The sequence below is a fragment of the Oryzomicrobium terrae genome (assembly GCF_008274805.1).
Taxonomy (GTDB): domain Bacteria; phylum Pseudomonadota; class Gammaproteobacteria; order Burkholderiales; family Rhodocyclaceae; genus Oryzomicrobium; species Oryzomicrobium terrae.
In genome coordinates this window covers 2,996,852-3,022,859 of sequence record NZ_CP022579.1, presented here as the reverse complement: position 1 = coordinate 3,022,859, position 26,008 = coordinate 2,996,852, and the positions used below count along the sequence as shown (strand labels likewise).

The window sequence follows — 26,008 nt, the reverse complement described above, 5'->3', positions numbered from 1 at the left end:
CGATAGCATACCAGCCGGTGTCGCCGACCGGCCGGGCGGGGCCTTCAACCGCGCGGGTGGTGCAGGGCGTGCAGGGTTTTCAGGCGCTCCCGGGCGACGTGGGTGTAGATCTGGGTGGTGGAGATGTCGGCGTGGCCGAGCAGCAGTTGTACCACCCGCAGGTCGGCGCCATGGTTGAGCAGGTGGGTGGCGAAGGCGTGGCGCAGCACGTGGGGCGACAGCCGGGCGGCGTCGATCTCGGCCAGGGGGGCGTAGCGCTTGATCAGGGTCCAGAACATCTGCCGGGTCATGGCCGCGCCCCGGGCGGTGACGAACAGGTCATCGCCGCTGCGTTGTCCCATCAGGCCGGGGCGGGCCTCGGCCAGGTAGCGCTGCAGCCATTCCAGGGCGATTTCACCCAGGGGCACCAGCCGTTCCTTGGCGCCCTTGCCCAATACCCGCACCACCCCCATGTCGAAGCTGACCTCGAACAGGCGCAGGTTCACCAGCTCGGAGACGCGCAAACCGGTGGCGTAGAGGGTTTCCAGCATGGCCCGGTCGCGCAGCCCCAAGGGGGTGGTTACGTCCGGCGCGGCGAGCAGGGCCTCGACGTTGGCTTCCGAGAGCACCTTGGGTAGCCGGGTGGCGCGCCCGGGCATGGCCAGGGTAGCGGTGGGGTCGTCGCGGCGGCGTCCCCGGGCGTGCAACCAGCGGTAATAGCGGCGCAGGGTGGACAGGTGGCGGGCCTGGGAGGTGGCCTTGTGCCCGCTTGCCAGGTGTCCCAGGTAATGGCCCAGATCGGTGGCCGTGGCCTCGACCAGGTTGGGGGCCTTGCCCTGCGCCAGCCAACGGGCGAAACCGGTCAAGTCGGCCCGGTAGCTGGCCAGGGTGGCCTTGGCCAGCCCGTCCTCCAGCCACAGGGCGTCGCAGAACAGGTCGATCTCGGCCTGATCTGCATCACGTACCTCCGGGGCGTCGTCGGCCGCCCCTTCCTCGCCGTCGATGGGCAGGGGGGCGGACGTGGCGGGAGGGGGGGCGTCGTGCCGGCGGGGGGTCATGCCGGCAGGATGCCTTCGTGGGTGAGCAGCCAGCGCTTGATGGCGAGCAGGAAGCCGCCCCGTTCCCGGGCGAAGCCGCCCAGTCCATCATTGAAGCCGGCGTTGGCCGCCACCACCCGGTGGCAGGGCACCACCAGGGGGTAGGGGTTGGCGCCGCAGGCACCTCCCACGGCCCGGGGGGCGCTGTGGATGGCCTTGGCCAGGGCGCCGTAGGTGACGGTCTCCCCCGGCGGGATGGCCGCGATGCCGTCCCACACCCGGCGCTGAAACGAGGTGCCGCAGGGGGCCAGGGGCAGGGTGAAGGGGACGCTGGGGTCGGCGGCGTAGGCTTCCAGCTGCCGCGCCGCCAGGGCGGCCAGGGGCGAGGCGATTTGCGGCGCCGCGGCGGCGGCTTCCGGCGGGAGGAAGTCGATTTCGGTGATGCAGTCCCGGTCGCAACGGATGCCCAGGGCGAACACCGGGCGGGCGGGGGGCATGGCGACGATGGCCTGGTAGGGCGGGGGAGAGGCGGTCATGGCGAAGCCGGGCAGGGGCGCAGTTCGATCACCGCATTATCGGGGATCGCACCGCCGCCGGCCAGCCAGCCGGGCAGGGGCCGGCAGTCGCCGGCCACGCACAGGGTGTAGGGGGCCACGTAAGGGGAATGGGTCAGGCGCACCGCTGGCAGGGGCGGCAGGCCGGGGCGGTAGTGCCAGACCCCGTCGCGTAGCACGGCGCCTTCGGGAATCTCCATGCCGGCACCGCTGCCGCGGATGCGGGCCTCGGTGATCGTCACCCCGGGCCCGGCCATGGGCGGGGTCGAGGCGGTGACCGGGGGAAGGGCTGCGGAAGGGGCCGAAGCCGCGACCGCCCAGTCCTCTTCCCAGCGGATTTTTTCGATGGAGTGGGTCCAGGCCAGGGTGGCGGTGGCGGCGGGCAGGACCGTCGCCCGGGCGGGGGCGGCCCCGGCGAGGTCCCCCGCCAGGGCCAGGCACAGGGCCAGCGCCGCGGCCATGGCCGCCGGTCAGCCGGCGGCGGCCGGTGCCGACTGGCCGCGCCGGCGCAGGGCCTGCCAGGCGAGGAAGGCGGCGGCCAGGACGAAGCCGATGTCGTCGGTGATCGGCGCGGCGGCCACCAGAAAGCCGGCCCCCAGGGCGGCCGGCAGCCGGGCCGGCCAGGACAGGGGCTGCCACAGGTAGCCCACCGCCGCGGCGCCCCACAGGCCGATGGCGAGCAGGGCCTTGGCGACGATGTAGGCCACCCCGAGCACGGTCCAGTCGCCTTGCAGCATCAGCAGCGGGTCGTAGACCGCCATGTAGGGCACGACGAAGCCGGCGATGGCGATCTGGGTGGCCTTGAAGCCGATCTTCATCGGCGAATCCTTGGCGATCGACGCCGCGGCGAAGGCGGCCAGGGCCACCGGCGGTGTCAGGTCGGCCATGATGCCGAAGTAGAAAACGAACATGTGGCTGACGATCAGGGGCACGCCCAGCTTGAGCAGGGCCGGGGCGGCGATCGAGCTGGTGATGATGTAGTTGGGAATGGTGGGAATGCCCATGCCCAGGATCAGACAGACGATCATGGTCAGCACCAGGGAGAGGAACAGGCTCTGCTCGCCCACGTGCAGGATGAAGCCGGCGAAGCTGGAGGCGGCGCCGGTCAGGGTCAGCACGCCGATGATGACGCCGACGATGGCGCAGGCCACCCCCACCGGCAGGGCCTGGCGGGCCCCGTCGGCCAGGGACAGCTTGAGGGTGTGCAGGGTCTTGCCCCCGCCCTTGAGGCCGATCACCACCGCCACCAGCAGGGCGATGGTCCCCAGTACCGGGACGATGCCCCACTCGATGAACGTGGCGGCGCCCAGGCCGCAGGCCAGCCAGAACACGTAGCGGAAGGCCTGGTGGCTGATGCGCGCGGCCACGGCGGCCCCCAGGATCAGGATGGCGGTCAGGGCCAGCCCCATCATGCCCGAGAACATCGGGGTGAAACCGTGGAAGAGCATGTACACCAGCACCGCCAGGGGCAGTACCAGGTACCAGTTTTCCTTGAGGGCGCGCCAGGGATTGGGGCACTGGTCCTTGGGCAGGCCGAACAGGCCCTTGCGCCCGGCTTCCAGGTGCACCATCCAGAAGGCGGTGAAGTAGTAGAGCAGGGCCGGGATCACTGCCGCCTTGACGATCTCGGCGTAGGGCACGTTGAGGGTCTCGGCCATGATGAAGGCCACCGCCCCCATCACCGGCGGCATGATCTGGCCGCCCATGGAGGACGTGGCCTCCACCGCCCCGGCGAACACCGACGAGTAGCCGAAGCGCTTCATCAGCGGAATGGTGAACTGGCCCACGGTGAGCACGTTGGCCACCCCGGAGCCGGAGATGGTGCCCATGAAGCCGGACGAGATCACCGCCACCTTGGCCGGGCCGCCCTTGGCGTGGCCGACCAGGCCCAGGGCCAGGGAATTGAACAGGTGGATCATGCCGGCGTGTTCGAGGAAGGCGCCGAACAGGATGAACAGGAAGATGTAGGTGGCCGACACCAGGGTGGGGATGCCGAAGATGCCTTCGGTGCCCAGGGCCAGCTGGTTCACGATCTGGTCGAAGCCGTAGCCCCGGTGAGCCACCACCTCAGGCAGGTACTGGCCGAAGAAGCCGTAGGCGAGAAAGCTGGCGCAGACCAGGGGCAGGGCCAGACCGAGGATGCGTCGGGCCGCTTCGAAGAGCAGTACCACCAGGGCGGCGCCCACCACCAGGTCGGTGGTGGAGGGGTCGCCGGAGCGCTGGATCAGGTCGGCCTCGAACACCCAGTGGTAGGTCCCGAGGGTGAAGGAGACCAGGGCCAGCACGGCGTCCAGGGGCGCGATGCGGTTCAGCTTGCCGTGCTTGCTCCAGGGGTAGAGGAGAAAGGTCAGGGCGAGCAGAAAGCCCACGTGCAGCGAGCGGGTGGCCAGGCTGGACAGGGGATGAAAGGCGGCCACCACCAGCTGGTAAGTGGAAAAGGCCAGGCAGATGGCGGTGAAGGTCTTCAGCGCCCAGCCGCCCAGCTTGCGCTGGGTGCCGTGCTCGTTGAATTCCTCGGCGGCGCCGTCGGCGTGATCGGCGCGGCCGGCACGATCGGAAGATTCCGGCGCCAGGCCGGGCAGGGCGTGGGGGGATGTCATGGTCAAACCTCTGCGGGGGTTTGTTGCCGCGAAACTGGCATGGCGGAAAACCAGGCGGGGCGCGGTGTTCGGAGGTGGGTGGCCTGAGAGCCGCGCCAATTCTCGATCTTCATGGGTATGCCCTGGAGATCAAGGACTGGCGCGGGGTTTGGCTGGGCCGGGGAGTGGATTGCCGCTTACTTGAGCAGCCCGGCTTCCCGGTAGTAGCGCTCGGCGCCCGGGTGCAGCGGCACCGGCGGGTTCTTGGCCGCATCGGTCTTGCTGATCGCCTTGGCGGCGGCATGGGCGGCGGTGAGCTGGTCCAGGTTGTCGAACATCGACTTGGTCATGGCGTACACCGTGTCGGCGGGCACGCCCTCGTGGGTGACCAGGAAGTTCTGGATCTTCACCGTGGCCACGTCGGCGTTCTGGCCTTCGTAGGTCTTGGCCGGCACCACGCCGGGCTGGTAGGCGGCGTCGCCGATCTTGGCCACCACCTCGGCGGGCACGGGCACCACCACGATCTTCTGCGCCGTGGCCAGGTCGCGCAGGGCCGAGACGCCGAGGCCGGCGGATTGCAGGGTGACGTCGAGCTGGCGGTTCTTCATCAGTTCCACCGACTCGCCAAAGGGCAGGTACTCGACCTTGGCGAAATCCTTGTAGGTGAGGCCGGCGGCCTTGAGCACGGCCCGGGCGTTGAGCTCGGTACCGGACTTGGGCGCCCCCACCGAGATGCGCTTGCCCTTGAGGTCGGCCAGGGTGCGGATGCCGGAATCGGCGCTGGCGACGATCTGGATGTAGTTGGGATAGATGCCTGCGACGGTGCGCAGCTTCTTCAGGGCCGTCTTGAAGCCCGCTTCCTCGTCACCCTTCCAGGCGTCCGATAGGGCGTCGCCCAGGGTGAAGCCGATCTCGCCGCGGCCGGCCTGGAGCAGGTTGAGGTTTTCGGCGCTGGCCTTGGTGGCCTGGACCGAGGCCTTGGCGTTGGGCAGGGCCTTGCCGTAGATCTGGGAGAGGGCCACGCCCATGGGGTAATACACCCCGCTGGTGCCGCCGGTCAGAACGTTGATGAATTCCGCCGCCTGGGCCGTGGTGGTACCGAGCGTGCCGAGGGCGAGGGTGGTGGACAACAGCAGGGTGTGAAGCAGTTTGCTCATGGTTTGTCTCCGTTGATTTTTTAGGTGGACCTGAACACTGCGGGGTGTGGGGAAGGGGGATGTCTCCGTCGCGTGTGGGGTTGAACCGGATTAAACGATACCGCCGGCACGCAGCCCGGCGATGTCCTGGGGACTATACCCCAGCGATGTCAGCACGGCGTCAGTGTGCTCGCCCAGGACCGGCGGCGCCTGGCGGTAGGCCACCGGGGTGGCCGACAGGTGCAGCGGGTTGCCGACACCGGGGGCGCGGCCACCGGCGGCATGGGGCAGGTCGAGCTTGAGGCCCCGGTGCTGCACCTGGGGGTCGGCGAAGACCCGGTCCAGGGTATTGATCGGGCCGCAGGGCACGGCCTCCGCCTCCAGGGCGGCGATCCAGGCGTCGGTGGTGCGGGTCACGGTGATTTGCCGCATCAGGGGGATCAACTCGGCGCGGTGGCGCACCCGGGCCGGGTTGGTGGCGAAGCGCGGGTCGTGGGCCCAGTCCGGGTGCCCGGCCACCGCGCACCAGCGGGCGAACTGGCCGTCGTTGCCGATGGCCAGGATCATGTCGCCGTCGGCGGTGGGAAAGTCCTGGTAGGGGACGATGTTGGGGTGGGCGTTGCCCATGCGCTTGGGCACCGCGCCCGATACCAGGTAGTTGAGGGCCTGGTTGGCCAGGCAGGCCACCTGCACGTCGAGCAGGGCCACGTCGATGTGCTGGCCTTCGCCCGTGGCGGCCCGGTGCAGCAGCGCGGCCTGGATGGCGTTGGCGGCATACAGGCCGGTGAGGATGTCGGTGAGGGCCACCCCCACTTTCTGCGGCCCTTCGCCCTCCTCCCCGTCGGGGCGGCCGGTCAGGCTCATCAACCCGCCCATGCCTTGGATCAGGAAGTCGTAGCCGGCCCGGAGCGCGTAGGGGCCGTCCTGGCCGAAGCCGGTGATGCTGCAATAGACCAGCCTCGGGTTGAGCGCCTTGAGGCTGGCGTAGTCCAGGCCGTAGGGCGCCAGCCCGCCGACCTTGAAGTTCTCCACCACCACGTCGGCCCGGACAGCCAATTGCTTGACCAGGGCCTGGCCCTCGGGTCGGGTGAAATCCACCGTCACCGACTGCTTGTTGCGGTTGGTGCACAGGAAGTAGGCCGCGTCCGTGGTCGGCTGGCCTTCGCCGTCCGCCAGCCAGGGCGGGCCCCAGGCCCGGGTGTCGTCGCCGGCGCCGGGGCGTTCCACCTTGATCACGGTGGCGCCCAGGTCGGCGAGCAGCTGGGTGGCCCAGGGGCCGGCCAGCACCCGGGACAGGTCGAGGACGGTGATGCCGGCCAGGGCTCCGGCGGCGGCCGGAGCGTGGCTGGCGGTTGCGCTGGCGCCCATGGCGGTGCTCAGAAGAAGGCCTGGATGCCGGTCTGGGCGCGGCCGAGCACCAGGGCGTGCACGTCGTGGGTGCCCTCGTAGGTGTTCACCGCCTCCAGGTTGAGCACGTGGCGGATCACGTGGTACTCGTCCGAGATGCCGTTGCCGCCGTGCATGTCCCGGGCCACCCGGGCGATGTCCAGGGACTTGCCGCAGGAGTTGCGCTTGATCAGGGACACCATCTCCGGGGTGGCGCGGCCCTCGTCCATCAGGCGGCCGACACGTAGCACCGATTGCAGCCCCAGGGCGATCTCGGTCTGCATGTCGGCCAGCTTCTTCTGGATCAGCTGGTTGGCCGCCAGGGGGCGGTCGAACTGCTTGCGCTCCAGGGTGTAGTTGCGCGCCGCGTGCCAGCAGAACTCGGCGGCGCCCAGGGCGCCCCAGGCGATGCCGAAGCGGGCCTTGGTCAGGCAGCCCAGGGGCGACTTCAGGCCGCCGCTCTTGGGCAGCAGGTTCTCGGCCGGGACGAACACCTCGTCCATGACGATCTCGCCGGTGATCGAGGCGCGCAGGGAGAACTTGCCCTCGATCTTGGGGGCGGAGAGGCCCTTCATGCCCTTTTCCAGGATGAAGCCGCGCACGTCTTCGGCCTTGTCGCCGTCGAGCTTGGCCCACACCACGAAGACGTCGGCGATGGGCGAGTTGGTGATCCACATCTTGGCGCCGTGCAGGACGAAGCCGCCGTCCACGCTCTTGGCCCGGGTGAGCATGCCGCCCGGGTCGGAGCCGACGTTGGGCTCGGTCAGGCCGAAGCAGCCGACCCATTCGCCCCGGGCCAGCTTGGGCAGGTACTTCTCGCGCTGGGCTTCGGAGCCGTAGGCCCAGATCGGGTACATCACCAGGGACGACTGGACGCTCATGGCCGAGCGGTAGCCGGAATCGACCCGCTCCACCTCCCGGGCGATCAGGCCGTAGCCGACGTTGGACAGCCCGGCGCAGCCGTAGCCCTCGATGGTGCAGCCGAGAAAGCCCAGTTCGCCCATCTCGGAGAAGATGTCCCGGTCGAAGGTCTCGTGGCGATGGCCCATCAGCACCCGGGGCATCAGCTTGTCCTGGCAGTAGGCGTGGGCGGTGTCGGCGATCAGGCGCTCCTCGTCGCTCAACTGGTCGCGGAACAGGAAGGGGTCTTCCCACTGGAAGCGGGCTTTGTCGGCCATGAATGTCTCCTCGTCTCGATTCGGGCCCGGGGCGTGCGGCCTCGGGAAGCGGTTCGGTGCTGCGGCGGATCGGGCAGTGCGCGGTCGGGGTGGGGCGCAGTGGTGTTGCTTGTTCCGTTGTGCGGAACTGTGATTTAATAAAGTGGAATCATCTTGGCAAAAAACCAAACGAAATGGAAGTGGCGATGGGGAAAATTGCCAATAAAGAAGATGGTGGTTCCGCAGTGCAGAACAATGCGGTCGAGATGAGTGAGGCCGACACCACCGACCGCAACCGGGTCACCGCCCTGGAGCGGGGGCTGGCCATCCTGCGCTGCTTCACCGCCCGGGACCGGGGCGGCCTGAGCAACGGCGAGATCGCCGCCCGCACCGGCCTGGCCAAATCCACCGTATCCCGGCTTACCTACACCCTTACCACCCTGGGCTACCTGCGCTGGGACGAGGCGGCGGGCACCGCCGGCCGCTATCGGGTCGGTCCCTCCGTGCTCGCCCTGGGCTACGTGGCCCTGGGCAACATCGGCGTGCGCGAGCAGGCTCGGCCGCTGATGCAGGACCTGGCCGACTACGCCAGCGCCCTGGTGTCCCTAGCCACCCGGGACCGGCTGGCCATGATCTACCTGGAAAACTGCCGGCCCCGCTCCCTGACCACCCTCAAGGTCAGCGTCGGCATGCAGATGCCCATGGCCAGCACCTCCATCGGCCGCGCCTTCCTGGCCGCGTTGCCGGCGGCCGAGCGGGGGTTCCTGATGGACCAGCTGGCCCGCCGCGAGGGCGACGCCTGGGCCGAACAGCGGGCCGGGTTGGACAAGGCCTTCGCCGACGTGGCGGCCCGGGGCTACTGCGTGTCCATCGGTGAATGGCAGCGCGACACCAACGCTGTGGCCGCCCCCCTCACCTGCCCGGACGGCGAGGTGCTGGCCCTGTCCCTGTCCGGCCCGGCCTTCGCCCTGACGCCCCAGCGCATCGATGACGACCTGGGGCCGCGCCTGGTGTACCTGGCCCGCTCGATCGAGGCGGCGGCAGGGTAGGCGGCGGTCCGGTACCCCTTCGCCCGTCGACGGCGTTCGCCTAGAGCGGTCGTTCGGACGGCCGGGGCACACGGCGCGCCGATCCTGAACGCCGGCAAAGCAAACCCCGCGTCCCTATTGGCTTTCCGAGGTGACATGCCGGAAAGCCAATAGGGACGCGGGGTTTCGCATGGCGGCCCTGGAGATGCCCGTCTGGCGCGGTGTTCCGGGTGGGTTCGGCCGAAACGGAGACGTAGTGCGAAAAAAAACGGCGGCCCGAATCTGCCGGGCCGCCGTCGCTGGGGGGCTGTTTGAGAGGGCGCCTTACTTCTTGCCGAGCAGCCCCTCTTTCAGATCGTCCTGAGCCGGCTTGGCGCCGAGCCAGATGCGCAGCAGGGCCCGGTTGAAGTCCTCGCCGGGGATCGGGGCGCCCTTGGCGCTGCCGTTGACCAGCAACTGGGTGCCCTTTTCCGGGGTGTAGTCGAGGGTCACGGCGGTGCCCTTCTTGGCCTCGCCCAGGGACAGCAGGGTGTCGGTGAATGCCTGCACCTTGGGCTTGAGCGCCGCCAGTTCGGCCTCCGAGCTGTTCTTGACGATGCCCTCGTTGAGGGCGTCGGCGAACTGCTGGGCCGACAGGTCGCGCAGCAGGGTGATGCCGATGCGCTTGGCGCCCTTGCCGGCCAGCACGGCTTCGGCCGTGGCGGCCTTTTCCGGCAGGTACAGGGCCATGGCGTACACCTTGAAGAACACCTTGGTGCGCAGGCCGCCGCCGTTGAGCTGGAGCTCGCTGGCGCCGACCTTGGCACGGTCGTCGAAGGCGACGCCGCCGAACTCGGCGGCGTGGACGGCGCCGCTGGCGAGGAAGAGGGATAAGGACAGGGCAAGGGTGGAGGCGGCAGGCGCCAAACGGCGCCCCGCGCTCCGTAGCGTCCGGCGGGACGCCTCAGGCAGGGGATGGTTCATAGTCTCCTCAACGGTCATCGGGGTTGTTATGTGTTATGCGCCGCCGCTTCACCCCGTGAGCGGTGGCGTCCCTCTGCCTGCCGGTACTGCGCGCCGGACCCCGCGTAAAACGCGGCCCGGCGATTGTTGCGCTGCTACTACATGATGTCGCGTGATGCCGCGGCCGGCCCCGCCGGAGCGGCGGGGCTGGTGGTTTGCTTCGATCAGGCGCGCACCTGGCCGGTGCCCAGCACCACCCACTTCTGGCTGGTCAGCCCTTCCAGGCCCACCGGGCCCCGGGCGTGGATCTTGTCGGTGGAGATGCCGATCTCGGCGCCCAGGCCGTACTCGAAGCCGTCGGCGAAGCGGGTCGAGGCGTTGACCATGACCGAGGCCGAATCCACTTCGCGCAGGAAGGTCAGCGCCCGGGTGTAGTCCTCGGTGACGATGGCCTCGGTGTGGCCGGAGGAATAGCGGGCGATGTGGTCCATGGCCTCGTCCAGGCCGGCCACCACCTTGACGGCGATGATCGGGGCGAGGAATTCGGTGGCGTAGTCCTCGTCGCTGGCCGGCACCGTGTTCGGCACCAGGGCGGCGGTCTCGGCGCAGCCGCGGATTTCCACCCCCTTGCCCTGGAGCATGGCGGCGAGGCGCGGCAGCAGGGTCGGGGCGATGGCCCGGGCGATCAGCAGGGACTCGGCGGTATTGCAGGTGCCGTAGCGCTGGGTCTTGGCGTTCTCGACGATCTTCAATGCCTTTTCCGGATCGGCCTTGTCGTCCACGTAAACGTGGCAGTTGCCGTCCAGGTGCTGGATCATCGGCACCCGGGATTCGGCCAGCAGGCGGGCGATCAGACCCTTGCCGCCGCGCGGCACGATCACGTCCACGTATTCGCGCATGGTGATCAATTCGCCCACGGCGGCCCGGTCGGTGGTGTCCACCACTTGCACCGCGTCGGCGGGCAGGCCGGCGGCGGCCAGGCCTTCCTGAACGCAGGCGGCGATGGCCCGGTTGCTGCGGATGGCTTCGGAGCCGCCGCGCAGGATGCAGGCGTTACCCGACTTGAGGCACAGGGCGGCGGCGTCCACCGTCACGTTGGGGCGGGCCTCGTAGATGATGCCGATGACCCCCAGGGGCACGCGCATCTTGCCCACCTGGATGCCGGAGGGGCGGAATTTCAGGTCGGAGATTTCGCCCACCGGATCGGGCAGGGCGGCGACTTGCTCGACGCCTTCGGCCATGGTGGCGATGGTCTTGGTCGACAGGGTCAGGCGGTCGATCATGGCCGGCTCCAGACCGTTGGCCCGGGCGGTGGCCACGTCCTCGGCGTTGGCGGCGAGCAGCTTGGCTTCGTCGCGGCGCAGGGCGGCGGCAATGGTGGCGAGGGCCTTGTTCTTGAGGCCGGTGTCGGCCCGAGCCACGGCCCGGGAGGCGGCCCGGGCGCGCTGGCCCAGGGTCTGCATGTACGCGTGAATGTCCATCGAAGGCTTCCGGTGAGGCGGCGTTGCCAGGGGCAACGATAGCGCTCACAGCAAATAGAGAAGCAGTTGATTATAGGGCGGGATTCACGCGCTGGGGGAGGGGAGTACGTTGTTGCGCAGGTTTGCGCTAAACCAAAAATAGTCGGGAACCACTTTCGTACTCAATGTCTAACGGGATATTCTTGCAAGACCATTGTTGGTGAATGGTTTTTTTGTCACCTTTTTTCCACTTTCCCGCGTCGTCAGACGTTGTGCCGTTATGTCCAAGAAATTGATTCTGCCTGCTGAAGTAAAGGTGTGTGCAACGTGCAGTTACTGGGATGGTGAGCGCAAGGTCAGCGATGACAATAACGTTGTCGTGGTGTCCGACTGCGCTTCCGGTGAATGCCTGGTGCGCTCGGCCGCATTGCCCGGGTTGGCCGCTTTCCCCGATGATCATGACTGCCTGTGGGAACACCTGGATCCGGACCCGGTGGACGAGTCCGTCGATCTCGAAACCCCGCGCAAGGTCGTCGGCGGCTAACGGGTTGCCGCCATGGGGCGCCGCCGCGCGGGAGCCCCGATTTCCATTCCCAGTCGCAGCAGTTCCAGCCAGGGATCGCCATCTTCGATCCCCTTGGCGATCCTGTCGATTCGCGCCACCCGCTTCAGCGCACGGGTTGTCCGATCCCCATCCAGTCTTCCTAAGGCTTGCTTGAGCATCCCTTGGCGCGGCCCCCACACCCGGGCTTCCTTGAGTAGCGTATCGAGGGGGCGGCCCGCCGCCACGCCCTGGCTCAACGTTGCCAGGGCCCGCACTTCTTCCGTCACCGCCCAGATCACCAGGGGCAGGGCTTCGCCGCTCTGGCGCAAGGCGTCGAGAATGCGCGCCATTCGGCCAGTGTCGCCGGCCAGCAGGGCTTCGCGCAGACTGTCCAGGTCGTAGCGGGCCACATCGAGAACCGCATCCTTGATCTGTTCCAGGGTCAGTTCCGCAGCTTCCCGGCCCGTCGGATAGAGCAGGGCCAATTTCTGGATTTCCTGGTGGGCGGCGAGCAGGTTGCCTTCCACCCGTTCCGCCAGGAAGTGCAGGGCGTCCCGGCTGGCGCGCTGCTGCTGCCGGGCCAGCCGCCCGGCGATCCAGGCGGGTAGTTCGTTGAGCCGGGGAGCATTCAGCTTGATCACCACCCCGGCCTTTTCCAGGGCGGTGAACCAGGCGGATTTTTCATCCTGCCAGTTGAGTTCCGGCAGGGTGACCAGCATCAGGCTGTCGTCGGCGAGCTGGCCACAGTAGCGTTGCAGGGCCTCGGAGCCGTCCCGTCCGGGCTTACCCGAGGGGATGCGCAGGTCGAGCAGGCTCTTGTCGCCGAACAGGGAAAGATTGCCGCCCCGGGAGAACAGTTCGCCCCAGTTGAAGCCGGGCAGGACGGTGAGGACGTCCCGTTCGGTGAAGCCGCGCTGCCGGGCGGCGGCCCGGATCGCGTCGCCGGCCTCGATGACCAGCAGGGGTTCGTCCCCGTGCAGCACGTAGAGGGCGGCGAGTGGCCGCCCGCCTTCCAGGTGCGCAGCGAGAGCGTCTCCCTTGAGAATCATTTGCTGCTGTCGACTGCGGGCGGCAGGGGTTTGGTGGTGGCCAGGCGGCGCATGACCTGCTGCACCAGGTCGCGTTGCATGTCCTGGCGCAGCAATTCCTCTTCCTGCTGTTTGGAGAGCACTTCTTGGGCCACTGCCGGGTTCACGGTCACCACCCGTTGCTGCGTCAGGGTGGTGGGCGTCGCCAGGGTGCGCCCCTGGGCGTCGGTGAGGGTGTAGGCAAAGCGGTAGCGCAGTTCATATTCCCGAGCCTGGCCGGAGTTGTTGACGGCCAGCACGAACTTTTCCATGGTGTCCTGGGTGACGCTGAAGACCGCTTCGGCTTCTGCCGGGCTTGCCGCCAGGGTGGTCGAGTTGCTCGAACGCACCGCCCGTTTGAGACGGGCGCCGAATTCGGACGAATCGGCCACCGCCACGTAGATCGACTTGAACGGCAGGGTTTGGGCCCCGCGCAGCTGAAAGCCGCAGGCCGCCAGCAGCAGGCTGGCGGCCAGGGCGAGCAGCCAGGGACGGAATGTCCTCATGACTTGGCTTCCGGTTAGACCACGATGTTGATCAGGCGCCCCGGCACCACCACCACCTTCTTGGCCGGTTTGCCTTCCATGAACTTCTGGGCCGCTTCCGAGGCCAGGGCGGCGGCTTCGATGCTGCCCTTGTCGGCGTCGGCCGCCACCTTCAGGCTGCCGCGCAGCTTGCCGTTCACCTGGATCATCAGCTCGATCTCGTCCTGCTTGAGGGCGGCCGGATCGGCCTTGGGGAAGGGCGCGTGCACCGCGTCGGCACCGGGCTTGAGCACGGCGTAGAGGGTCTGGCCGATATGGGGGACGATCGGGAACAGCATCAGCACGGCGGCTTCGAGTACTTCCTGGGCCAGGGCCCGGCCGGCGGCATCGCCGAGGTCGGTCTTGTCGTAGCTGTTGAGTAGCTCCATGATCGCCGCCACGGCGGTGTTGAACTGCTTGCGCCGGCCGTAGTCGTCGGCCACCTTGGCCATGGTCTGGTGCAGCTTGCGGCGCAGGTCCTGCTGAGGGGCGGCGAGGCCGTCGCTGCTGTTGCTGGCGGTGACGATGCCGGCCTGGGCGTGGTCGTAGACCAGCTTCCACAGACGGCGCAGGAAGCGGTAAGCGCCTTCGACGCCGGCATCGGACCATTCCAGGGACTGGTCGGGCGGGGCGGCGAACATCATGAACAGGCGGGCCGTGTCGGCGCCGTATTCGTCCATCAGGGATTGCGGGTCCACGCCGTTGTTCTTGGACTTGGACATCTTCTCGGTGCCGCCGATGACCACCGGCTGGCCGTCGGCCTTGAGGGTGGCGCCGGTGGGGCGGCCGCGTTCGTCGGTGGTCACATCCACGTCGGCCGGGTTGATCCACAGTTTTTTGCCGCCTTCACCCTCGCGGTAGAAGGTGGGGGCCACCACCATGCCCTGGGTCAGCAGGTTGGCGAAGGGCTCGTCCAGCTTCTGCTCGCCAAAGAGGCCCACGTCCCGCATCAGCTTGGTGAAAAAGCGGGAGTAGAGCAGGTGCAGGATGGCGTGCTCGATGCCACCGATGTACTGGTCGATGCCGCCCTTGCACCAGTAGGCGACCCGCTCGTCCACCATGGCCTGGGTGTTGTCCGGGCAGGCGTAGCGCAGGAAGTACCAGGAGGACTCGACGAAGGTGTCCATGGTGTCGGTTTCGCGACGGGCCGGCTTGCCGCACTTGGGGCAGGTGCACTCGTAGAACTCGGGCATCTTGGCCAGGGGGGAGCCGGCGCCGGTGATTTCCACGTTCTCCGGCAGCACCACGGGCAGCTGGTCGTCGGGTACCGGCACGTCGCCGCAGGACTCGCAGTGGATCACCGGGATGGGGCAGCCCCAGTAGCGCTGGCGGGAAATGCCCCAGTCGCGCAGGCGGAACTGCACCTTCTTCTCGCCCAGACCCTTGGCGGCCAGGTCAGCGGCGATGGCGTCCACGGCGGCCTCGTAGGCCAGGCCGTCGTACTTGCCGGAATTGACGCAGGTGCCGCGGCTCTTGTCGCCGTACCATTCCTGCCAGCCGTCCAGGCTGAAGGTCTCGCCTTCAGCGGCGATGACCTGCTTGATGGCCAGGTTGTACTTCTTGGCAAAGGCAAAGTCCCGCTCGTCGTGGGCGGGCACGGCCATCACGGCACCTTCGCCGTAGCCCATCAGCACGTAGTTGCCGACCCACACTTCCACCTGCTCGCCGGTGAGGGGGTGCCGGACGAAGATGCCCGTGGGCATGCCCTTCTTTTCCATGGTGGCGATGTCGGCCTCGGCCACGCCGCCCTTCTTGCATTCCTCGATGAAGGCGGCCAGGGCCGGGTTGTTCGCCGCGGCGCGGGTGGCCAGGGGGTGTTCGGCGGCCACGGCGACGAAGGTGACGCCCATGATGGTGTCGGCCCGGGTGGTGAACACCCACAGCTTTTCGTCACTGTTGTCGGCCAGGGGGAAGGCGAAGCGTACGCCGGTGCTCTTGCCGATCCAGTTCTTCTGCATCAGGCGCACCTGCTCGGGCCAGCCCGGCAGTTGGTCCAGGTCGGCCAGCAGTTCCTCGGCGTAGGCGGTGATCTTCATGTAGTACATGGGGATCTCGCGCTTTTCCACCAGGGCGCCGGAGCGCCAGCCGCGGCCGTCGATGACCTGCTCGTTGGCCAGCACGGTGTGGTCCACCGGGTCCCAGTTCACCGTGCCCAGCTTCTTGTAGATCAGGCCCTTCTCGAACAGGCGGGTGAACAGCCATTGCTCCCAGCGGTAGTACTGGGGCGTGCAGGTGGCCAGTTCCCGGGACCAGTCGATGGCAAAGCCCAGGCGCTGCAACTGGCTGCGCATGTAGTCGATGTTGGCGTAGGTCCACTTGGCCGGGGGCACGTTGTTGGCCAGGGCGGCGTTTTCCGCCGGCATGCCGAAGGCGTCCCAGCCCATGGGCTGCAGCACGTTGTAGCCCTGCATCTTGTAGAAGCGGGAAAGCACGTCGCCGATGGTGTAGTTGCGCACGTGGCCCATGTGCAGCTTCCCCGAGGGGTAGGGGAACATGGACAGGCAGTAGTACTTGGGCTTGCTGGCGTCTTCGACGGCCCGGGCGGCACCGGTCTGGTCCCAGTGGGCTTGGGCGGCGCGCTCAATCTCGGCGGCGTTGTATTTTTCCTGCATGGCTTCCTGCTTCGGCACGTGAGTGCGGCAAATGGGATAAACCGCAGATTATAGCGGCCGGGCGGCCTCTCCCCCAGCGCTACCGGGAAAACAGCGGGCAAAAACGCCGATGCCCGCCGAAGGGCGGGCATCGTTGCCGGTCGAACGAGCGGGGAGGGCGGTGTAAGCCCTCCTGCTCAGGGGGCGGTGCTTAGCGACCGTTGCTGCGTTTCTGAGCGAGCATGCCGGACATCGTGTCGCTCCAGGCGTTCTGCCAGAAGCGGGTGGCGTTCTCCGCCGCCATCAGGCCGAAGATGGCCATGCGGCCCTGGTGGCGCCAGAACCAGGAGAGGCGGGTGGGGGTGTTGCTGTAGCCGTGGCGCACGGTGCCGAAGGCGGCGGCCTCGACGTGGTCGAGGAAGCGTTCTACCGACAGCTTGTGGAAATCAGAGCCATCCTGGCGGCCGGCGATGGTGGCGGCCTCGCGCACGGAGCGCTTCCACAGCTTGATGGCGTGGTCGTCGGTGATCCCGGCTTTGCGGGCCACCCAGGGAAGGATTTTCGGGGTGTTCATGCGGTTTTCTCCTCGTCGGATGGACGGAGGTCAAGGTGCCGGGGGCGCTGGACCAGCGTAGGCGTAGAGCCCGGCGATCCGGATGGCCTTGTGGGGATCCGGATGGGTTATTGTGCGATGCAGCAGAATTATAACCCGGTTGTTCGAGCATGTTTTTTGACTTTTGTTCATATTTGTAACGATTCAATGTTGCAATGCAAAAGTCATGGGCAGAGGCTTGGCGCCGCGTCCGATTCCCGGCGGGGCAAGAGGGCGGCAAACGGCGGGGGCGGCCGGGGTGGCTATAATCCTTCCTCATTGCCCATGCGGCGGCGCGCCTTTGCCGGCGCCCATCTGCCTACTTTTCCCCGCCTCGATGATCGATTCTTCCCCCGACTCCGGCCTGCTGGCCAATCTCAACCCACCTCAACACCAGGCGGTCACCCTGCCGGCCCGATCGGCTTTGATCCTGGCTGGCGCCGGTTCGGGCAAGACCCGGGTGCTCACCACCCGCATCGCCTGGCTGATCGCCACCCACCAGGTCAGCCCCCACGGCATCCTGGCGGTGACCTTCACCAACAAGGCGGCCAAGGAAATGGTCACCCGCCTGGGCGCCCTGATCCCGGTGAACCCGCGCGGAATGTGGATTGGCACCTTCCACGGCCTGTGCAACCGGCTGCTGCGCGCCCACTACAAGGACGCCGGTCTGCCCCAGCTGTTCCAGATCCTCGATTCGGCGGACCAGCTCTCGGCGATCAAGCGGCTGTTGAAGAACCTCAACGTGGACGACGAGAAGTTCCCGCCCCGGGAGCTGATGCACTTCATCAACGGCCACAAGGAGCAGGGCATCCGCGCCAACCGAGCCGAGGCCTGGGACGACTACACCCGCCGCCGCGTTGCCCTCTACGCCGAATACGAGGCCCAGTGCCAGCGCGAGGGGGTGGTGGACTTCGCCGAGCTGCTGCTGCGCTGCTATGAGCTGCTGTCCCACAACGAGCCCCTGCGCGCCCATTACCAGGCCCGCTTCCGCCACATCCTGGTGGACGAGTTCCAGGACACCAACCGGCTTCAATATGCCTGGCTGAAGCTGATGGCCGGCTTCGAACAGCGGGCTACCGACGCCCCGCCGGCGGCGGTGTTCGCCGTGGGCGACGACGACCAGTCGATCTACGCCTTCCGCGGCGCCGAGGTGGGCAACATGCGCGAGTTCGAGCGCGACTTCGCCCAGGAGACGGTGATCCGCCTGGAGCAGAACTACCGCTCCCACGGCAACATCCTGGACGCCGCCAACGCCCTCATCACGCGCAACCGGGATCGCCTGGGCAAGACCCTGTGGACCGATGCCGGTGCCGGCGAGCCGATCCGGGTTTACGAGGGTATGTCCGACCTGGACGAGGCCCGTTTCGTGGTGGACGAGATCCGCGAGCTGGTGCGCGACGGCACCGAGCGCAGCCAGATCGCCCTGCTGTACCGCTCCAACGCCCAGTCCCGGGTGCTGGAGCACGAACTGTTCAGCCACGGCGTGCCTTACCGGGTCTATGGCGGGCTGCGCTTCTTCGAGCGCCAGGAGGTGAAGCACGCCCTGGCCTACCTGCGCCTGATCGCCAATCCGGACGACGACACCGCCTTCATGCGGGTGGTGAACTTCCCCACCCGGGGCATCGGTGCCCGTTCCCTGGAAGCCCTCCAGGGCGTTGCCCATACGACCAACTCCAGCCTGTACAACGCCGCCGCCAGTCTCACCGGCAAGGCCGGCACCGCCGTGGCCGCCTTCATCCGCCTGGTGGAAAGCCTGCGCCAGGAAACCGCCGGCCTGCCCCTGCCCGAAGCGGTGGAGCATGTCATCGAGCGCTCCACCCTGCGCCAGCACTACCTGGGCGAGAAGGAAGGCCAGGACCGGCTGGAGAACCTGGACGAACTGATCAACGCCGCCGCCAACTTCGACCGGGAATTCGCCGGCGGCGAAATCACCCTGGACGGCACGCCGGTCAATGGCGACGACCTGGGGGCGGTACTGGCGGCCTTCCTCCAGCACGCCAGCCTGGAAGCCGGCGACCACCAGGCCGGGGCGGAAGAGGAGGCGGTGCAGCTGATGACCGTGCACGCCGCCAAGGGCCTGGAGTTCGACGTGGTGTTCATCTCCGGCCTGGAGCAGGGCCTGTTCCCCCACGAGAACGCGGTGATGGAAGAAGGCGGCCTGGAAGAAGAGCGCCGCCTGATGTACGTGGCCATCACCCGGGCGCGCAAGCGCCTCTACCTGGCCCATGCCCAGACCCGCATGCTGCACGGCCAGACCCGCTACTGCCTGCCGTCCAAGTTCTTGGAAGAACTGCCCGAAGAACTGCTCGCCCGGGTCAATAGCGTCGCCTCCCGGGAAACCGCCTACCCGGGCTGGGGCGTTTCGTCCCAGAGCAAGTGGAACAGCGCCCTGCCCCGCAGCGAGGGTCGCGGTGCCGGCATGACCGGGGCTACCGCGTCAGCCACCCCGGCTTTCGCCCAGGAAGGCCCGGGCAAGGGCCTGCGCATCGGCCAGAGCGTCAAGCACGCCAAGTTCGGCACCGGGGTGATCGTCGCCGCCGAGGGACGGGGCAGCGACGCCCGGGTCCAGGTCAATTTCAGCGGCGTCGGGGTGAAGTGGCTGGCCCTGGAGTACGCCAAGCTCGAACCCGTCTGAGCGTTCCGTTCCTTCGCCTTTTCCGGAATCCACCATGCCCTTGCTCCTGCCTGACGACGCCCCGTCCAACCTGCCGCAACGCTGGCTGAAGCTGCTGTCGGTGCAGCGCATCGGCACTGCCGGCGCCACCCACCGGGGCGAACCGGACCGCACCGCCTTCCAGCAGGACTACGACCGCATCGTCTTTTCCGCCGCCTTCCGGCGCATGAAGGACAAGACCCAGGTCTTTCCCCTGGCCCAGAGCGACTACGTTCGCAATCGCCTGACCCACAGCCTGGAGGCGAGCTGCGTCGGGCGCAGCCTGGGCACGGCGGTGGGCCGCATCCTGGTGCAGCGCCACCAGTTGCAGGACCAGTTGCACGCCTCCGACTTCGGCGCCGTGGTGGCCTCGGCCTGCCTGGCTCACGATATCGGCAACCCGCCCTTCGGCCACGCCGGCGAGGATGCCATCCGCGACTGGTTCTGCGCCTCGGGCCTGTTCGACAAGCACGGCCTGACCGGCGCCCAGCGGGCCGACTTCGAGCGTTACGAAGGCAACGCCCAGGGTTTTCGCCTGCTCGCCCAGTTGCAGAGCCCGTCCAACCCGGGGGGCTTGCAGCTCACCGCGGCGGTGGCGGCCTCCTTCGCCAAGTACCCCTGCCCCTCGTGGACCGAGCAGCCCCTGACTGGGCGCAGCGCCAAGAAGTTTGGCTACTTTCAGGCCGATGCCCATTTCTTTGCCGAGGCGGCCGAAGCCGTCGGTCTGGTGGCCCGGGACGAGGCGCCCGGGGCGTGGCGGCGCCATCCCCTGGCTTTCCTGGTGGAGGCGGCGGACGACATCTGCTACCGGGTGGTGGATTTTGAGGACGCTGCCCGTCTCGGCGTGATCAGCTACGACACGGCCGAATCTCTGCTGCTCACCGTGGCCGGTGGGCCGGACCGGGCCAGCCGCCTGGCCCACATCGTCGAGCCCAAGGAGCGCATCGAATACCTGCGCGCCAAGGCCATTGGCCGCCTGGTGGAAGAGGCCGGTGCCTGCTTCCTGGAGAACGAGGCCGCGATCGTGGATGGGACCTGGGACGACGAACTGCTTGCCCAGTCCCGGGTCAAGGACTCCCTCGACGAGATCGAGCGCATTTCCTACGAGAAGATCTACATCTGCCGTGCCGCCATGGAGGTGGAAGCGGCTGGCTGCGAGGTGCTGGCCGGCCTGCTGGAGTGCTTCGTCACCGCCGTGGAGGAAAAGGCCGCCCAGTTGGCCGGCGGGGCCAAGCCCTCCACCCGCAGCAAGGTGCTGCTTACCTTGTTGCCCGCCCAGTTCCTCGGGCCGGCGGGGCGCCCCGATGAAGATCCCTACCTGCGCCTGCTCAAAGTGGTGGATTTCATCTCGGGCATGACCGATTCCTACGCCGTCACCCTGTACCGGCGCCTCAAGGGCATCGAACTGCCCGGCGCCTGAAGGTAAGCGGTCCGGCCGCCGGGGCCCCGGGCGGCCGGGCTTGAGTGGGCGCGTGTTTCCGTTCATCGGGCGGCACGGGCGACGGGCTTGGAGCCCCCCGGCGCTGGCGCTATAGTCGTAGCCCGCCATCAACCCCGGGGCGCCGTCGCGGGCGTCCTTCCCTTGCCATGGATATTTCCGCCAACGGTGTCGTGCTGGCCTGCGATCGGCGCGGCGATGGCCCGCCGGTCGTGTTCCTCCATTCCCTGGGGGCCGACCACACCATCTGGGCTCCCCAGATCGAGATCCTGCGCGCCACCCACACCTGCGTCGCCGTGGACCTGCGCGGCCATGGCGGCAGCGAGGTCCCCCCCGGGCCCTACACCCTGGAGTGCCTGGCCGACGACGTCGCCGCCCTGATCGACACCCTGCGCCTGCCCCCCGTTTCCCTGGTCGGCATTTCCCTGGGGGGCATGGTCGGCATGACCCTGGCCCTGCGCCATCCCGCCAAGATCGCCCGGCTGGTGCTGGCCGACACCACCGCCGCCTATCCCCCCGAGGCCCAGGCCGCCTGGCCGGAACGCATCCGCCAGGTGGAGGAGGGGGGCGTGGCGCCCCTGGTGCCCGCGACCCTGGAACGCTGGTTCACCGCCGAAGTGCGCCAGGCCCGGCCCGAACTGGTGGCCCGGGTCGGCGAGATCGTCGCCGCCACCGCCACAGCCGGTTATGCCGGCTGCTGCCACGCCATTGCCCGGATGGGCGAGGAACCGACCCTGGCATCGCGCCTGCCCCTGATCCGCTGCCCGACCCTGGTGATCGTCGGCGACCAGGACGCGGGCACCCCGCCGGCCATGGCCGAGGCGATCGCCGCCGCCATTCCCGGCGCCCGGCTGCAGGTGATCGGCGGTGCCGCCCACCTGTCCAACCTGTGCTGCCCAGATTACTTCACCACCCTGCTGCAGGCCTTCCTGGCCCCGCCGGCGGGGTGAGCGTCGCGCGCTTTTTTGTCGTACAACAACAACGCTGTTTCCTTCCCCAGGAGTTTCCCATGACCAATCACGCGATCCGTTTCCACCAGACCGGCGGCCCCGAAGTCCTGCAATGGGAGGCCGTCGACGTCGGTGCCCCCGGCCCTGGCCAGGTGCGCCTGCGCCACCATGCCTGCGGCCTCAACTACATCGACACCTACCACCGCACCGGCCTGTACCCGGTGCCCCTGCCTTCCGGCATTGGCCTGGAAGGCGCCGGGGTGGTGGAGGCGGTGGGCGAGGGCGTGCAGCACCTCAAGATTGGCGACCGGGTCGCCTATGCCGGCGGCCCCCTGGGCGGCTATTCCGAGGTGCGCCTGATCCCCGCCGATCGGCTGGTGCGCCTGCCTGACGCGATCTCCTTCGAAACCGGTGCGGCGATGATGCTGCAGGGGCTGACTACGGCCTACCTGCTGCGCCGCACCTACCGGGTCCAGCCTGGTGACAACGTGCTGATCCACGCCGCCGCCGGCGGGGTCGGGCTGATCGCCTGCCAGTGGGCCAAGGCCCTCGGCGCCACGGTGATCGGCACCACCTCCAGCGAGGAGAAGGCCGCCCTGGCCCGCGCCCATGGCGCCGACCACGTCATCCTGTACACCAAAGAGGCGGTGGCGCCCAAGGTGCGCGAGCTGACCGGCGGCGAAGGCGTGGCGGTGGCCTACGACGGCGTCGGCAAGGACACCTTCTGGGCGTCCCTGGACAGCCTGCGCCCCCTGGGCATGATGGTCAGTTTCGGCAACGCCTCCGGCGCGGTGCCGGCCTTCGAAGCTCTGGAACTGACCAATCGGGGGTCCCTGTTCTTCACCCGGCCCAAGCTGGCCGACTACACCGGCAAGCGAGCCGATCTGGAGGCCCTGGCCACCGAGTTGTTCGATGTGGTGCTGTCGGGCAAGGTCAAGATCGAGGTCAAGCAGACCTATGCCCTCAAGCATGCCGCTCAGGCCCATCGCGACCTGGAAGCGCGCAAGACGGTCGGCTCCACGGTGCTCATTCCGTAATGCCGAGTTTCCGGCATTGGTTTTCGACCATGCCGGAAACCTAGAAGGGACGGGCATCTTCACGGTGCCTGTCCGCAGCGCTAGATCTGGCGCGGCTTTCCGGGGTGCCATGCTGGAGATCCGCGCCTGGTGCGCCTTTCCAGCACATGCCCCTGAGCTTCGCCCATGCCTCCTGCTTCCGCTCCTCCGCCGGAACCGTCCCGAGACGCCGCCCCGGCTGCCGATCCGGGGCCCGTCACCGCTGAACCCCCGCGACGCTTCGCCTTTCTCGCCACCTGGCGCGACCTGATCGCCACCTTCTGGCCCTGGGTGTTGCTGGTGCTGGCCGGGTTTGCCATCGCCTTCCAGTACGTCAAGCCGGCGCCGCCTCGCCACGTGGTGTTTGCCGCCGGCGCCGAGAGCGGTGCCTATTACGGCTTTGCCAAGCGCTACGCGGCGATCCTGGCGCGCAATGGCATCAGCGTCGAGGTCCAGACCAGCAATGGCTCCGCTGACAACCTGGCGCGTCTGCTCAATCCGGACGATCCGGCCAAGATCGCCTTTGTCCAGGGCGGCATCCAGCCGGCGCCGGGCAACGTGACGGCGGAGGAGCCGCTGCCGCTGCACTCCCTCGGGGCGATGTACTACGAGCCGCTGTGGGTGTTCTATCGGCCCGCCGCCTTCCCTGCCGGCCCCGTGGCCCGACTCACCCAGCTGGCCGGCAAGCGCCTGGCCATCGGCGGCGAGGGCAGCGGCGTGCGCCTGCTCGCCACCCAGTTGCTCGACGCCAACCGGGTCGAGGCGCGTCTTTCCGACCTGACCGGGCTGAAGGCCGCGGAAGCCCTGACCCAGGGGCGCATCGACGCGGCCTTCCTGATCGCCGGGCCGGAGGCGCCGGCGGTGCAGGCGCTGCTGCACAGTCCCGGGGTGGCGCTGATGAGCTTTGCCCAGGCCGACGCCTACACCCGGCGCTTTCCCTTCCTGTCGCGCATCGTCCTGCCCCGGGGGGCGGTGGACCTGGTCCGCGACTATCCGGCCGACGATGTGGTGCTGCTGGCGCCCACGGCCAACCTGGTGATCCACGAAGACCTGCACCCGGCGCTGGCCGGGCTGTTTCTCGAGGCCGCCAGCGAGGTGCATCGGGAGGCCGGCTTCTTCCAGAGACGCGGCGATTTCCCCGCGGTGAAAGAGCAGACCTTCCCTCTGGCGCCCCAGGCCGAGCGTTACTACAAGTCCGGCCCGCCGCTGCTGCAGCGCTACCTGCCGTTCTGGGCGGCGGTGCTCGCCGACCGGCTGCTGGTGTTGCTGATCCCCCTGTTGGCGCTGCTCCTGCCGGTGTTCCGCCTGGCGCCGGCGCTGTACACCTGGCGGGTGCGCTCCCGGGTATTCCGCCTTTACGGCGAGCTGAAGTTCCTCGAAAGCGACATCCGCAACCGCTTCGATCCGGCCCAGTTGGCCAGCTACCGGGAGCGCCTGGCGCGCATCGAGGAGCAGGCCTTCCGCCGCCGCCTGCCCCTGGCCTTCCTCGACCTGCAATACACCCTGCGCACCCACATCGCCCTGGTTCGCGCCGACCTGGACGCCCGGGGCCGTGAAGCCGCGCCGTAACAGGCCCGTGCTATCCTCGCCGCCACATTCTTAAAACATAAAAGGGAGGATTCATGGTGCAGGTTTCGTCGTTTTCCGGGATCACCGTCTACCTGGTCGAACCGTCGGCCACCCAGGCGCGGCTGGTCGAGCAGATGTTGCTGCGCGCCGGTGCCACCCGGGTGGATGTGTTCACCTCCCAGGCTGCCACCCTGGGCGCCCTGCGCGAGGCCCGGCCGTCGGTGGTGGTGAGCAGCCTGTACCTGCCCGACGGCACCGGCACCGCCCTGGTGGCGGCGATGCGCGGCGAGGAGGGGCTGGAAACCGTGCCTTTCGTGCTCATCTCCAGCGAAACCCGTCCCCAGGTGCTCGATCCGGTGCGCCAGTCCGGTGCCTGCTGCATCCTGGAAAAGCCTTTCGACGATGAGCGCCTGGCCCGGGCGCTGCGCGCCGTGCTCAGTTTCGAGTCCCACCACGAAAGCCTCAACCTGGACGTGGAGAGCCTCAAGGTGCTGCTGGTGGACGACAGCCCGATGGCCCGCCGTCACATCCGTCGCATGCTGGAGAGCCTGGGCATCGAGCGCATCCTCGAAGCCGAGAACGGCCGCGAGGCCATCGGTCTGCTTTCGGAAACCCTGGTGGACCTGGTGGTCACCGACTACAACATGCCGGAAATGGACGGCAAGGCGCTGACCGAATACATCCGCACCCAGAGCTGGCAGAACGCCGTGCCGGTGCTGATGGTCACCAGCGAGCAGGATCAGGGGCGCCTCGCCGCCGTGGAGCAGGCCGGTGTTTCGGCGGTGTGCGACAAACCCTTCGAGCCGGCCACGGTGCGCCGCCTGATCGAGCACGTGATGGCCGGCTAACGCGACGAAAGCTGGTATTGCATCGGACGACGCCCCGGCTTGCCGGGGCGTTTTCGTTGGTACCAAGAAAAAATGTCGTGGGGGTGCTTGCACGGGGCGATAATCTTCCCTATGATTTAAACGAACGTTTGAATCATAGCCAGATAAAGCAGCCAACCCATGAGCGCCGTCCCGAAAATGACCGTCCCGGATACCAAAGACGCCAAATCCGCCGCCCAGAGCAGCGACACCGCTGAGCGCATCCTCGATGTGGCGGAGCGCCTGTTCATGGCCCACGGCTACGACGGCACCTCGATGCGCATGATCACCGGCGAAGCCCAGGTCAACCTGGCGGCGGTCAATTACCACTTCGGCTCCAAGGAAGACCTGCTGCGTGAAGTGTTCCGCCGCCGTCTCGCCTGGCTCAACGCCGAGCGTCTGGCGGTGCTCGATGCCCTGGAGACGGAAGCCGGCGGTAAGCCGCTCAAGCCGTCCCTGATCGTCGAAGCCTTCTTCGGCACCCTGCTCAAGATGGGTGAGGATCCGGCCCTGGGCGGCATGACCTTTCTCCGCCTGTTGGGCCGCACCATGACCGAGCCCGCCGCCTTCATCCGCACCTTCTTTGCCGGCGAGTACGCCGAGGTGATGGACCGCTTCAAGGATGCGCTCTTCCGTGCCCTGCCCGACGTGCCCCGGGAAGAGATCGCCTGGCGCTTCCACTTCATGCTCGGCGCCATGTCTTACGCCATCGCCGAAACCGACATCCTGTCCTTGATCGACGGCTTCGAAGTGTCCGAATCCGACGTCGAGGCCGAAGCGGCCCGCCAGCTCAAGGCCCGCCTGATGCCCTTCCTGCTCGGCGGCCTACGCGCCCCCTTGCCCCAGTTGCCGCCCGGCCGCCTGCCGCCGGGCGCCTGAGCCACGTTTTCGTCTTACCCCA

Annotated in this window: 22 protein-coding genes; 9 read left to right on the top strand and 13 right to left on the bottom strand. The window is 68.1% G+C overall.

Annotated elements, in window-relative coordinates; translation table 11 throughout:
* Nucleotides 1-44: 44 nt before the first annotated feature.
* From xerD to OTERR_RS13655, 7 genes are all read right to left on the bottom strand, one after another.
* A complete protein-coding gene (gene xerD, locus OTERR_RS13685) occupies nucleotides 45-1,037 on the bottom strand; it encodes a site-specific tyrosine recombinase XerD (protein ID WP_054620199.1) in 993 nt (330 codons plus the stop codon).
* Entirely contained in the window at nucleotides 1,034-1,552 is a 519-nt protein-coding gene (locus tag OTERR_RS13680; RefSeq protein WP_149426115.1) for a methylated-DNA--[protein]-cysteine S-methyltransferase, read from the bottom strand. The genes xerD and OTERR_RS13680 overlap by 4 nt, the downstream gene beginning before the upstream one ends.
* The gene (locus tag OTERR_RS13675; protein ID WP_054620201.1) at nucleotides 1,549-2,031 is read right to left on the bottom strand and encodes a DUF1850 domain-containing protein; all 483 of its coding nucleotides are present in this window, start codon (nucleotides 2,029-2,031) and stop codon (nucleotides 1,549-1,551) included. The genes OTERR_RS13680 and OTERR_RS13675 overlap by 4 nt, the downstream gene beginning before the upstream one ends.
* A 9-nt stretch (nucleotides 2,032-2,040) precedes the next feature.
* Entirely contained in the window at nucleotides 2,041-4,170 is a 2,130-nt protein-coding gene (locus OTERR_RS13670; RefSeq protein ID WP_149426114.1) for a TRAP transporter permease, read from the bottom strand.
* A gap of 176 nt (nucleotides 4,171-4,346) precedes the next feature.
* A complete protein-coding gene (locus OTERR_RS13665; protein ID WP_149426113.1) occupies nucleotides 4,347-5,306 on the bottom strand; it encodes a TAXI family TRAP transporter solute-binding subunit in 960 nt (319 codons plus the stop codon).
* 90 nt (nucleotides 5,307-5,396) lie between these two features.
* Nucleotides 5,397-6,653, bottom strand: coding sequence for a CaiB/BaiF CoA transferase family protein (locus OTERR_RS13660; RefSeq protein WP_149426112.1), 1,257 nt, complete (start codon nucleotides 6,651-6,653; stop codon nucleotides 5,397-5,399).
* Between the two features lie 8 nt (nucleotides 6,654-6,661).
* A complete protein-coding gene (locus OTERR_RS13655) occupies nucleotides 6,662-7,849 on the bottom strand; it encodes an acyl-CoA dehydrogenase (RefSeq protein WP_149426111.1) in 1,188 nt (395 codons plus the stop codon).
* A 245-nt stretch (nucleotides 7,850-8,094) separates the two neighbouring features.
* Here OTERR_RS13655 and OTERR_RS13650 point away from each other — a divergent pair, with 245 nt between their 5' ends.
* The gene (locus OTERR_RS13650; RefSeq protein ID WP_149426110.1) at nucleotides 8,095-8,877 is read left to right on the top strand and encodes an IclR family transcriptional regulator; all 783 of its coding nucleotides are present in this window, start codon (nucleotides 8,095-8,097) and stop codon (nucleotides 8,875-8,877) included.
* A gap of 303 nt (nucleotides 8,878-9,180) precedes the next feature.
* On the opposite strand, the gene OTERR_RS13645 is transcribed toward OTERR_RS13650, so the two are convergent.
* On the bottom strand, nucleotides 9,181-9,762 hold the full coding sequence (locus tag OTERR_RS13645) for a chalcone isomerase family protein (protein ID WP_246154187.1): 582 nt from the start codon (nucleotides 9,760-9,762) through the stop codon (nucleotides 9,181-9,183).
* Nucleotides 9,763-10,022: 260 nt separating this feature from the next.
* The gene (locus OTERR_RS13640) at nucleotides 10,023-11,279 is read right to left on the bottom strand and encodes a glutamate-5-semialdehyde dehydrogenase (RefSeq protein WP_149426108.1); all 1,257 of its coding nucleotides are present in this window, start codon (nucleotides 11,277-11,279) and stop codon (nucleotides 10,023-10,025) included.
* Nucleotides 11,280-11,538: 259 nt separating this feature from the next.
* Here OTERR_RS13640 and OTERR_RS13635 point away from each other — a divergent pair, with 259 nt between their 5' ends.
* Complete coding sequence (locus tag OTERR_RS13635; protein WP_149426107.1) at nucleotides 11,539-11,802, top strand: hypothetical protein; 264 nt, start codon at nucleotides 11,539-11,541, stop codon at nucleotides 11,800-11,802.
* Here OTERR_RS13635 and holA read toward each other — a convergent pair.
* From holA to OTERR_RS13615, 4 genes are all read right to left on the bottom strand, one after another.
* Complete coding sequence (gene holA / locus OTERR_RS13630) at nucleotides 11,799-12,851, bottom strand: DNA polymerase III subunit delta (protein WP_149426106.1); 1,053 nt, start codon at nucleotides 12,849-12,851, stop codon at nucleotides 11,799-11,801. The two genes, OTERR_RS13635 and holA, sit on opposite strands and share 4 nt — an antisense overlap.
* A complete protein-coding gene (locus tag OTERR_RS13625) occupies nucleotides 12,848-13,375 on the bottom strand; it encodes an LPS-assembly lipoprotein LptE (RefSeq protein ID WP_149426105.1) in 528 nt (175 codons plus the stop codon). Before OTERR_RS13625 ends, holA begins: the two co-directional genes overlap by 4 nt.
* A gap of 14 nt (nucleotides 13,376-13,389) precedes the next feature.
* Nucleotides 13,390-16,005 (bottom strand): leucine--tRNA ligase, encoded by a 2,616-nt coding sequence (gene leuS, locus OTERR_RS13620; RefSeq protein WP_149426104.1) that lies wholly within the window; start codon nucleotides 16,003-16,005, stop codon nucleotides 13,390-13,392.
* 190 nt (nucleotides 16,006-16,195) lie between these two features.
* Nucleotides 16,196-16,558 (bottom strand): hypothetical protein, encoded by a 363-nt coding sequence (locus OTERR_RS13615; protein WP_149426103.1) that lies wholly within the window; start codon nucleotides 16,556-16,558, stop codon nucleotides 16,196-16,198.
* Nucleotides 16,559-16,913: 355 nt separating this feature from the next.
* On the opposite strand from OTERR_RS13615, the gene OTERR_RS13610 reads away from it, so the two are divergent.
* From OTERR_RS13610 to OTERR_RS13580, 7 genes are all read left to right on the top strand, one after another.
* Complete coding sequence (locus OTERR_RS13610) at nucleotides 16,914-19,211, top strand: UvrD-helicase domain-containing protein (RefSeq protein ID WP_187775247.1); 2,298 nt, start codon at nucleotides 16,914-16,916, stop codon at nucleotides 19,209-19,211.
* A gap of 34 nt (nucleotides 19,212-19,245) precedes the next feature.
* Nucleotides 19,246-20,649, top strand: coding sequence for a deoxyguanosinetriphosphate triphosphohydrolase (locus tag OTERR_RS13605; protein WP_149426102.1), 1,404 nt, complete (start codon nucleotides 19,246-19,248; stop codon nucleotides 20,647-20,649).
* A 167-nt stretch (nucleotides 20,650-20,816) separates the two neighbouring features.
* Entirely contained in the window at nucleotides 20,817-21,617 is an 801-nt protein-coding gene (locus OTERR_RS13600; RefSeq protein ID WP_149426101.1) for an alpha/beta fold hydrolase, read from the top strand.
* A 59-nt stretch (nucleotides 21,618-21,676) separates the two neighbouring features.
* Nucleotides 21,677-22,654, top strand: a complete 978-nt coding sequence (locus OTERR_RS13595) for a quinone oxidoreductase family protein (protein ID WP_149426100.1) — start codon at nucleotides 21,677-21,679, stop codon at nucleotides 22,652-22,654.
* A gap of 165 nt (nucleotides 22,655-22,819) precedes the next feature.
* On the top strand, nucleotides 22,820-24,241 hold the full coding sequence (locus OTERR_RS13590; protein ID WP_149426099.1) for a TAXI family TRAP transporter solute-binding subunit: 1,422 nt from the start codon (nucleotides 22,820-22,822) through the stop codon (nucleotides 24,239-24,241).
* 53 nt (nucleotides 24,242-24,294) lie between these two features.
* Nucleotides 24,295-25,089 carry a response regulator gene (locus tag OTERR_RS13585; protein WP_149426098.1) on the top strand — a complete coding sequence of 265 codons (795 nt, stop codon included), beginning with the start codon at nucleotides 24,295-24,297 and terminating at the stop codon, nucleotides 25,087-25,089.
* Between the two features lie 159 nt (nucleotides 25,090-25,248).
* Nucleotides 25,249-25,986: a TetR/AcrR family transcriptional regulator gene (locus OTERR_RS13580; protein WP_223115954.1), complete on the top strand. Its 738-nt coding sequence runs from the start codon at nucleotides 25,249-25,251 to the stop codon at nucleotides 25,984-25,986.
* Nucleotides 25,987-26,008 lie beyond the last annotated feature (22 nt).

What these genes read in the sequence shown, in the direction of transcription:
- OTERR_RS13600 (WP_149426101.1), top strand. Translation starts at nt 20,817, where the DNA reads ATGGATATTTCCGCCAACGGTGTCGTGCTGGCCTGCGATCGGCGCGGC.
- OTERR_RS13675 (WP_054620201.1), bottom strand. Translation starts at nt 2,031, where the DNA reads ATGGCCGCGGCGCTGGCCCTGTGCCTGGCCCTGGCGGGGGACCTCGCC.
- OTERR_RS13640 (WP_149426108.1), bottom strand. Translation starts at nt 11,279, where the DNA reads ATGGACATTCACGCGTACATGCAGACCCTGGGCCAGCGCGCCCGGGCC.
- OTERR_RS13625 (WP_149426105.1), bottom strand. Translation starts at nt 13,375, where the DNA reads ATGAGGACATTCCGTCCCTGGCTGCTCGCCCTGGCCGCCAGCCTGCTG.
- OTERR_RS13585 (WP_149426098.1), top strand. Translation starts at nt 24,295, where the DNA reads ATGGTGCAGGTTTCGTCGTTTTCCGGGATCACCGTCTACCTGGTCGAA.
- OTERR_RS13610 (WP_187775247.1), top strand. Translation starts at nt 16,914, where the DNA reads ATGATCGATTCTTCCCCCGACTCCGGCCTGCTGGCCAATCTCAACCCA.
- OTERR_RS13650 (WP_149426110.1), top strand. Translation starts at nt 8,095, where the DNA reads ATGAGTGAGGCCGACACCACCGACCGCAACCGGGTCACCGCCCTGGAG.
- OTERR_RS13665 (WP_149426113.1), bottom strand. Translation starts at nt 5,306, where the DNA reads ATGAGCAAACTGCTTCACACCCTGCTGTTGTCCACCACCCTCGCCCTC.
- OTERR_RS13680 (WP_149426115.1), bottom strand. Translation starts at nt 1,552, where the DNA reads ATGACCGCCTCTCCCCCGCCCTACCAGGCCATCGTCGCCATGCCCCCC.
- leuS (WP_149426104.1), bottom strand. Translation starts at nt 16,005, where the DNA reads ATGCAGGAAAAATACAACGCCGCCGAGATTGAGCGCGCCGCCCAAGCC.
- OTERR_RS13635 (WP_149426107.1), top strand. Translation starts at nt 11,539, where the DNA reads ATGTCCAAGAAATTGATTCTGCCTGCTGAAGTAAAGGTGTGTGCAACG.
- OTERR_RS13595 (WP_149426100.1), top strand. Translation starts at nt 21,677, where the DNA reads ATGACCAATCACGCGATCCGTTTCCACCAGACCGGCGGCCCCGAAGTC.
- OTERR_RS13605 (WP_149426102.1), top strand. Translation starts at nt 19,246, where the DNA reads ATGCCCTTGCTCCTGCCTGACGACGCCCCGTCCAACCTGCCGCAACGC.
- OTERR_RS13580 (WP_223115954.1), top strand. Translation starts at nt 25,249, where the DNA reads ATGAGCGCCGTCCCGAAAATGACCGTCCCGGATACCAAAGACGCCAAA.
- OTERR_RS13670 (WP_149426114.1), bottom strand. Translation starts at nt 4,170, where the DNA reads ATGACATCCCCCCACGCCCTGCCCGGCCTGGCGCCGGAATCTTCCGAT.
- xerD (WP_054620199.1), bottom strand. Translation starts at nt 1,037, where the DNA reads ATGACCCCCCGCCGGCACGACGCCCCCCCTCCCGCCACGTCCGCCCCC.
- holA (WP_149426106.1), bottom strand. Translation starts at nt 12,851, where the DNA reads ATGATTCTCAAGGGAGACGCTCTCGCTGCGCACCTGGAAGGCGGGCGG.
- OTERR_RS13590 (WP_149426099.1), top strand. Translation starts at nt 22,820, where the DNA reads ATGCCTCCTGCTTCCGCTCCTCCGCCGGAACCGTCCCGAGACGCCGCC.
- OTERR_RS13615 (WP_149426103.1), bottom strand. Translation starts at nt 16,558, where the DNA reads ATGAACACCCCGAAAATCCTTCCCTGGGTGGCCCGCAAAGCCGGGATC.
- OTERR_RS13655 (WP_149426111.1), bottom strand. Translation starts at nt 7,849, where the DNA reads ATGGCCGACAAAGCCCGCTTCCAGTGGGAAGACCCCTTCCTGTTCCGC.
- OTERR_RS13660 (WP_149426112.1), bottom strand. Translation starts at nt 6,653, where the DNA reads ATGGGCGCCAGCGCAACCGCCAGCCACGCTCCGGCCGCCGCCGGAGCC.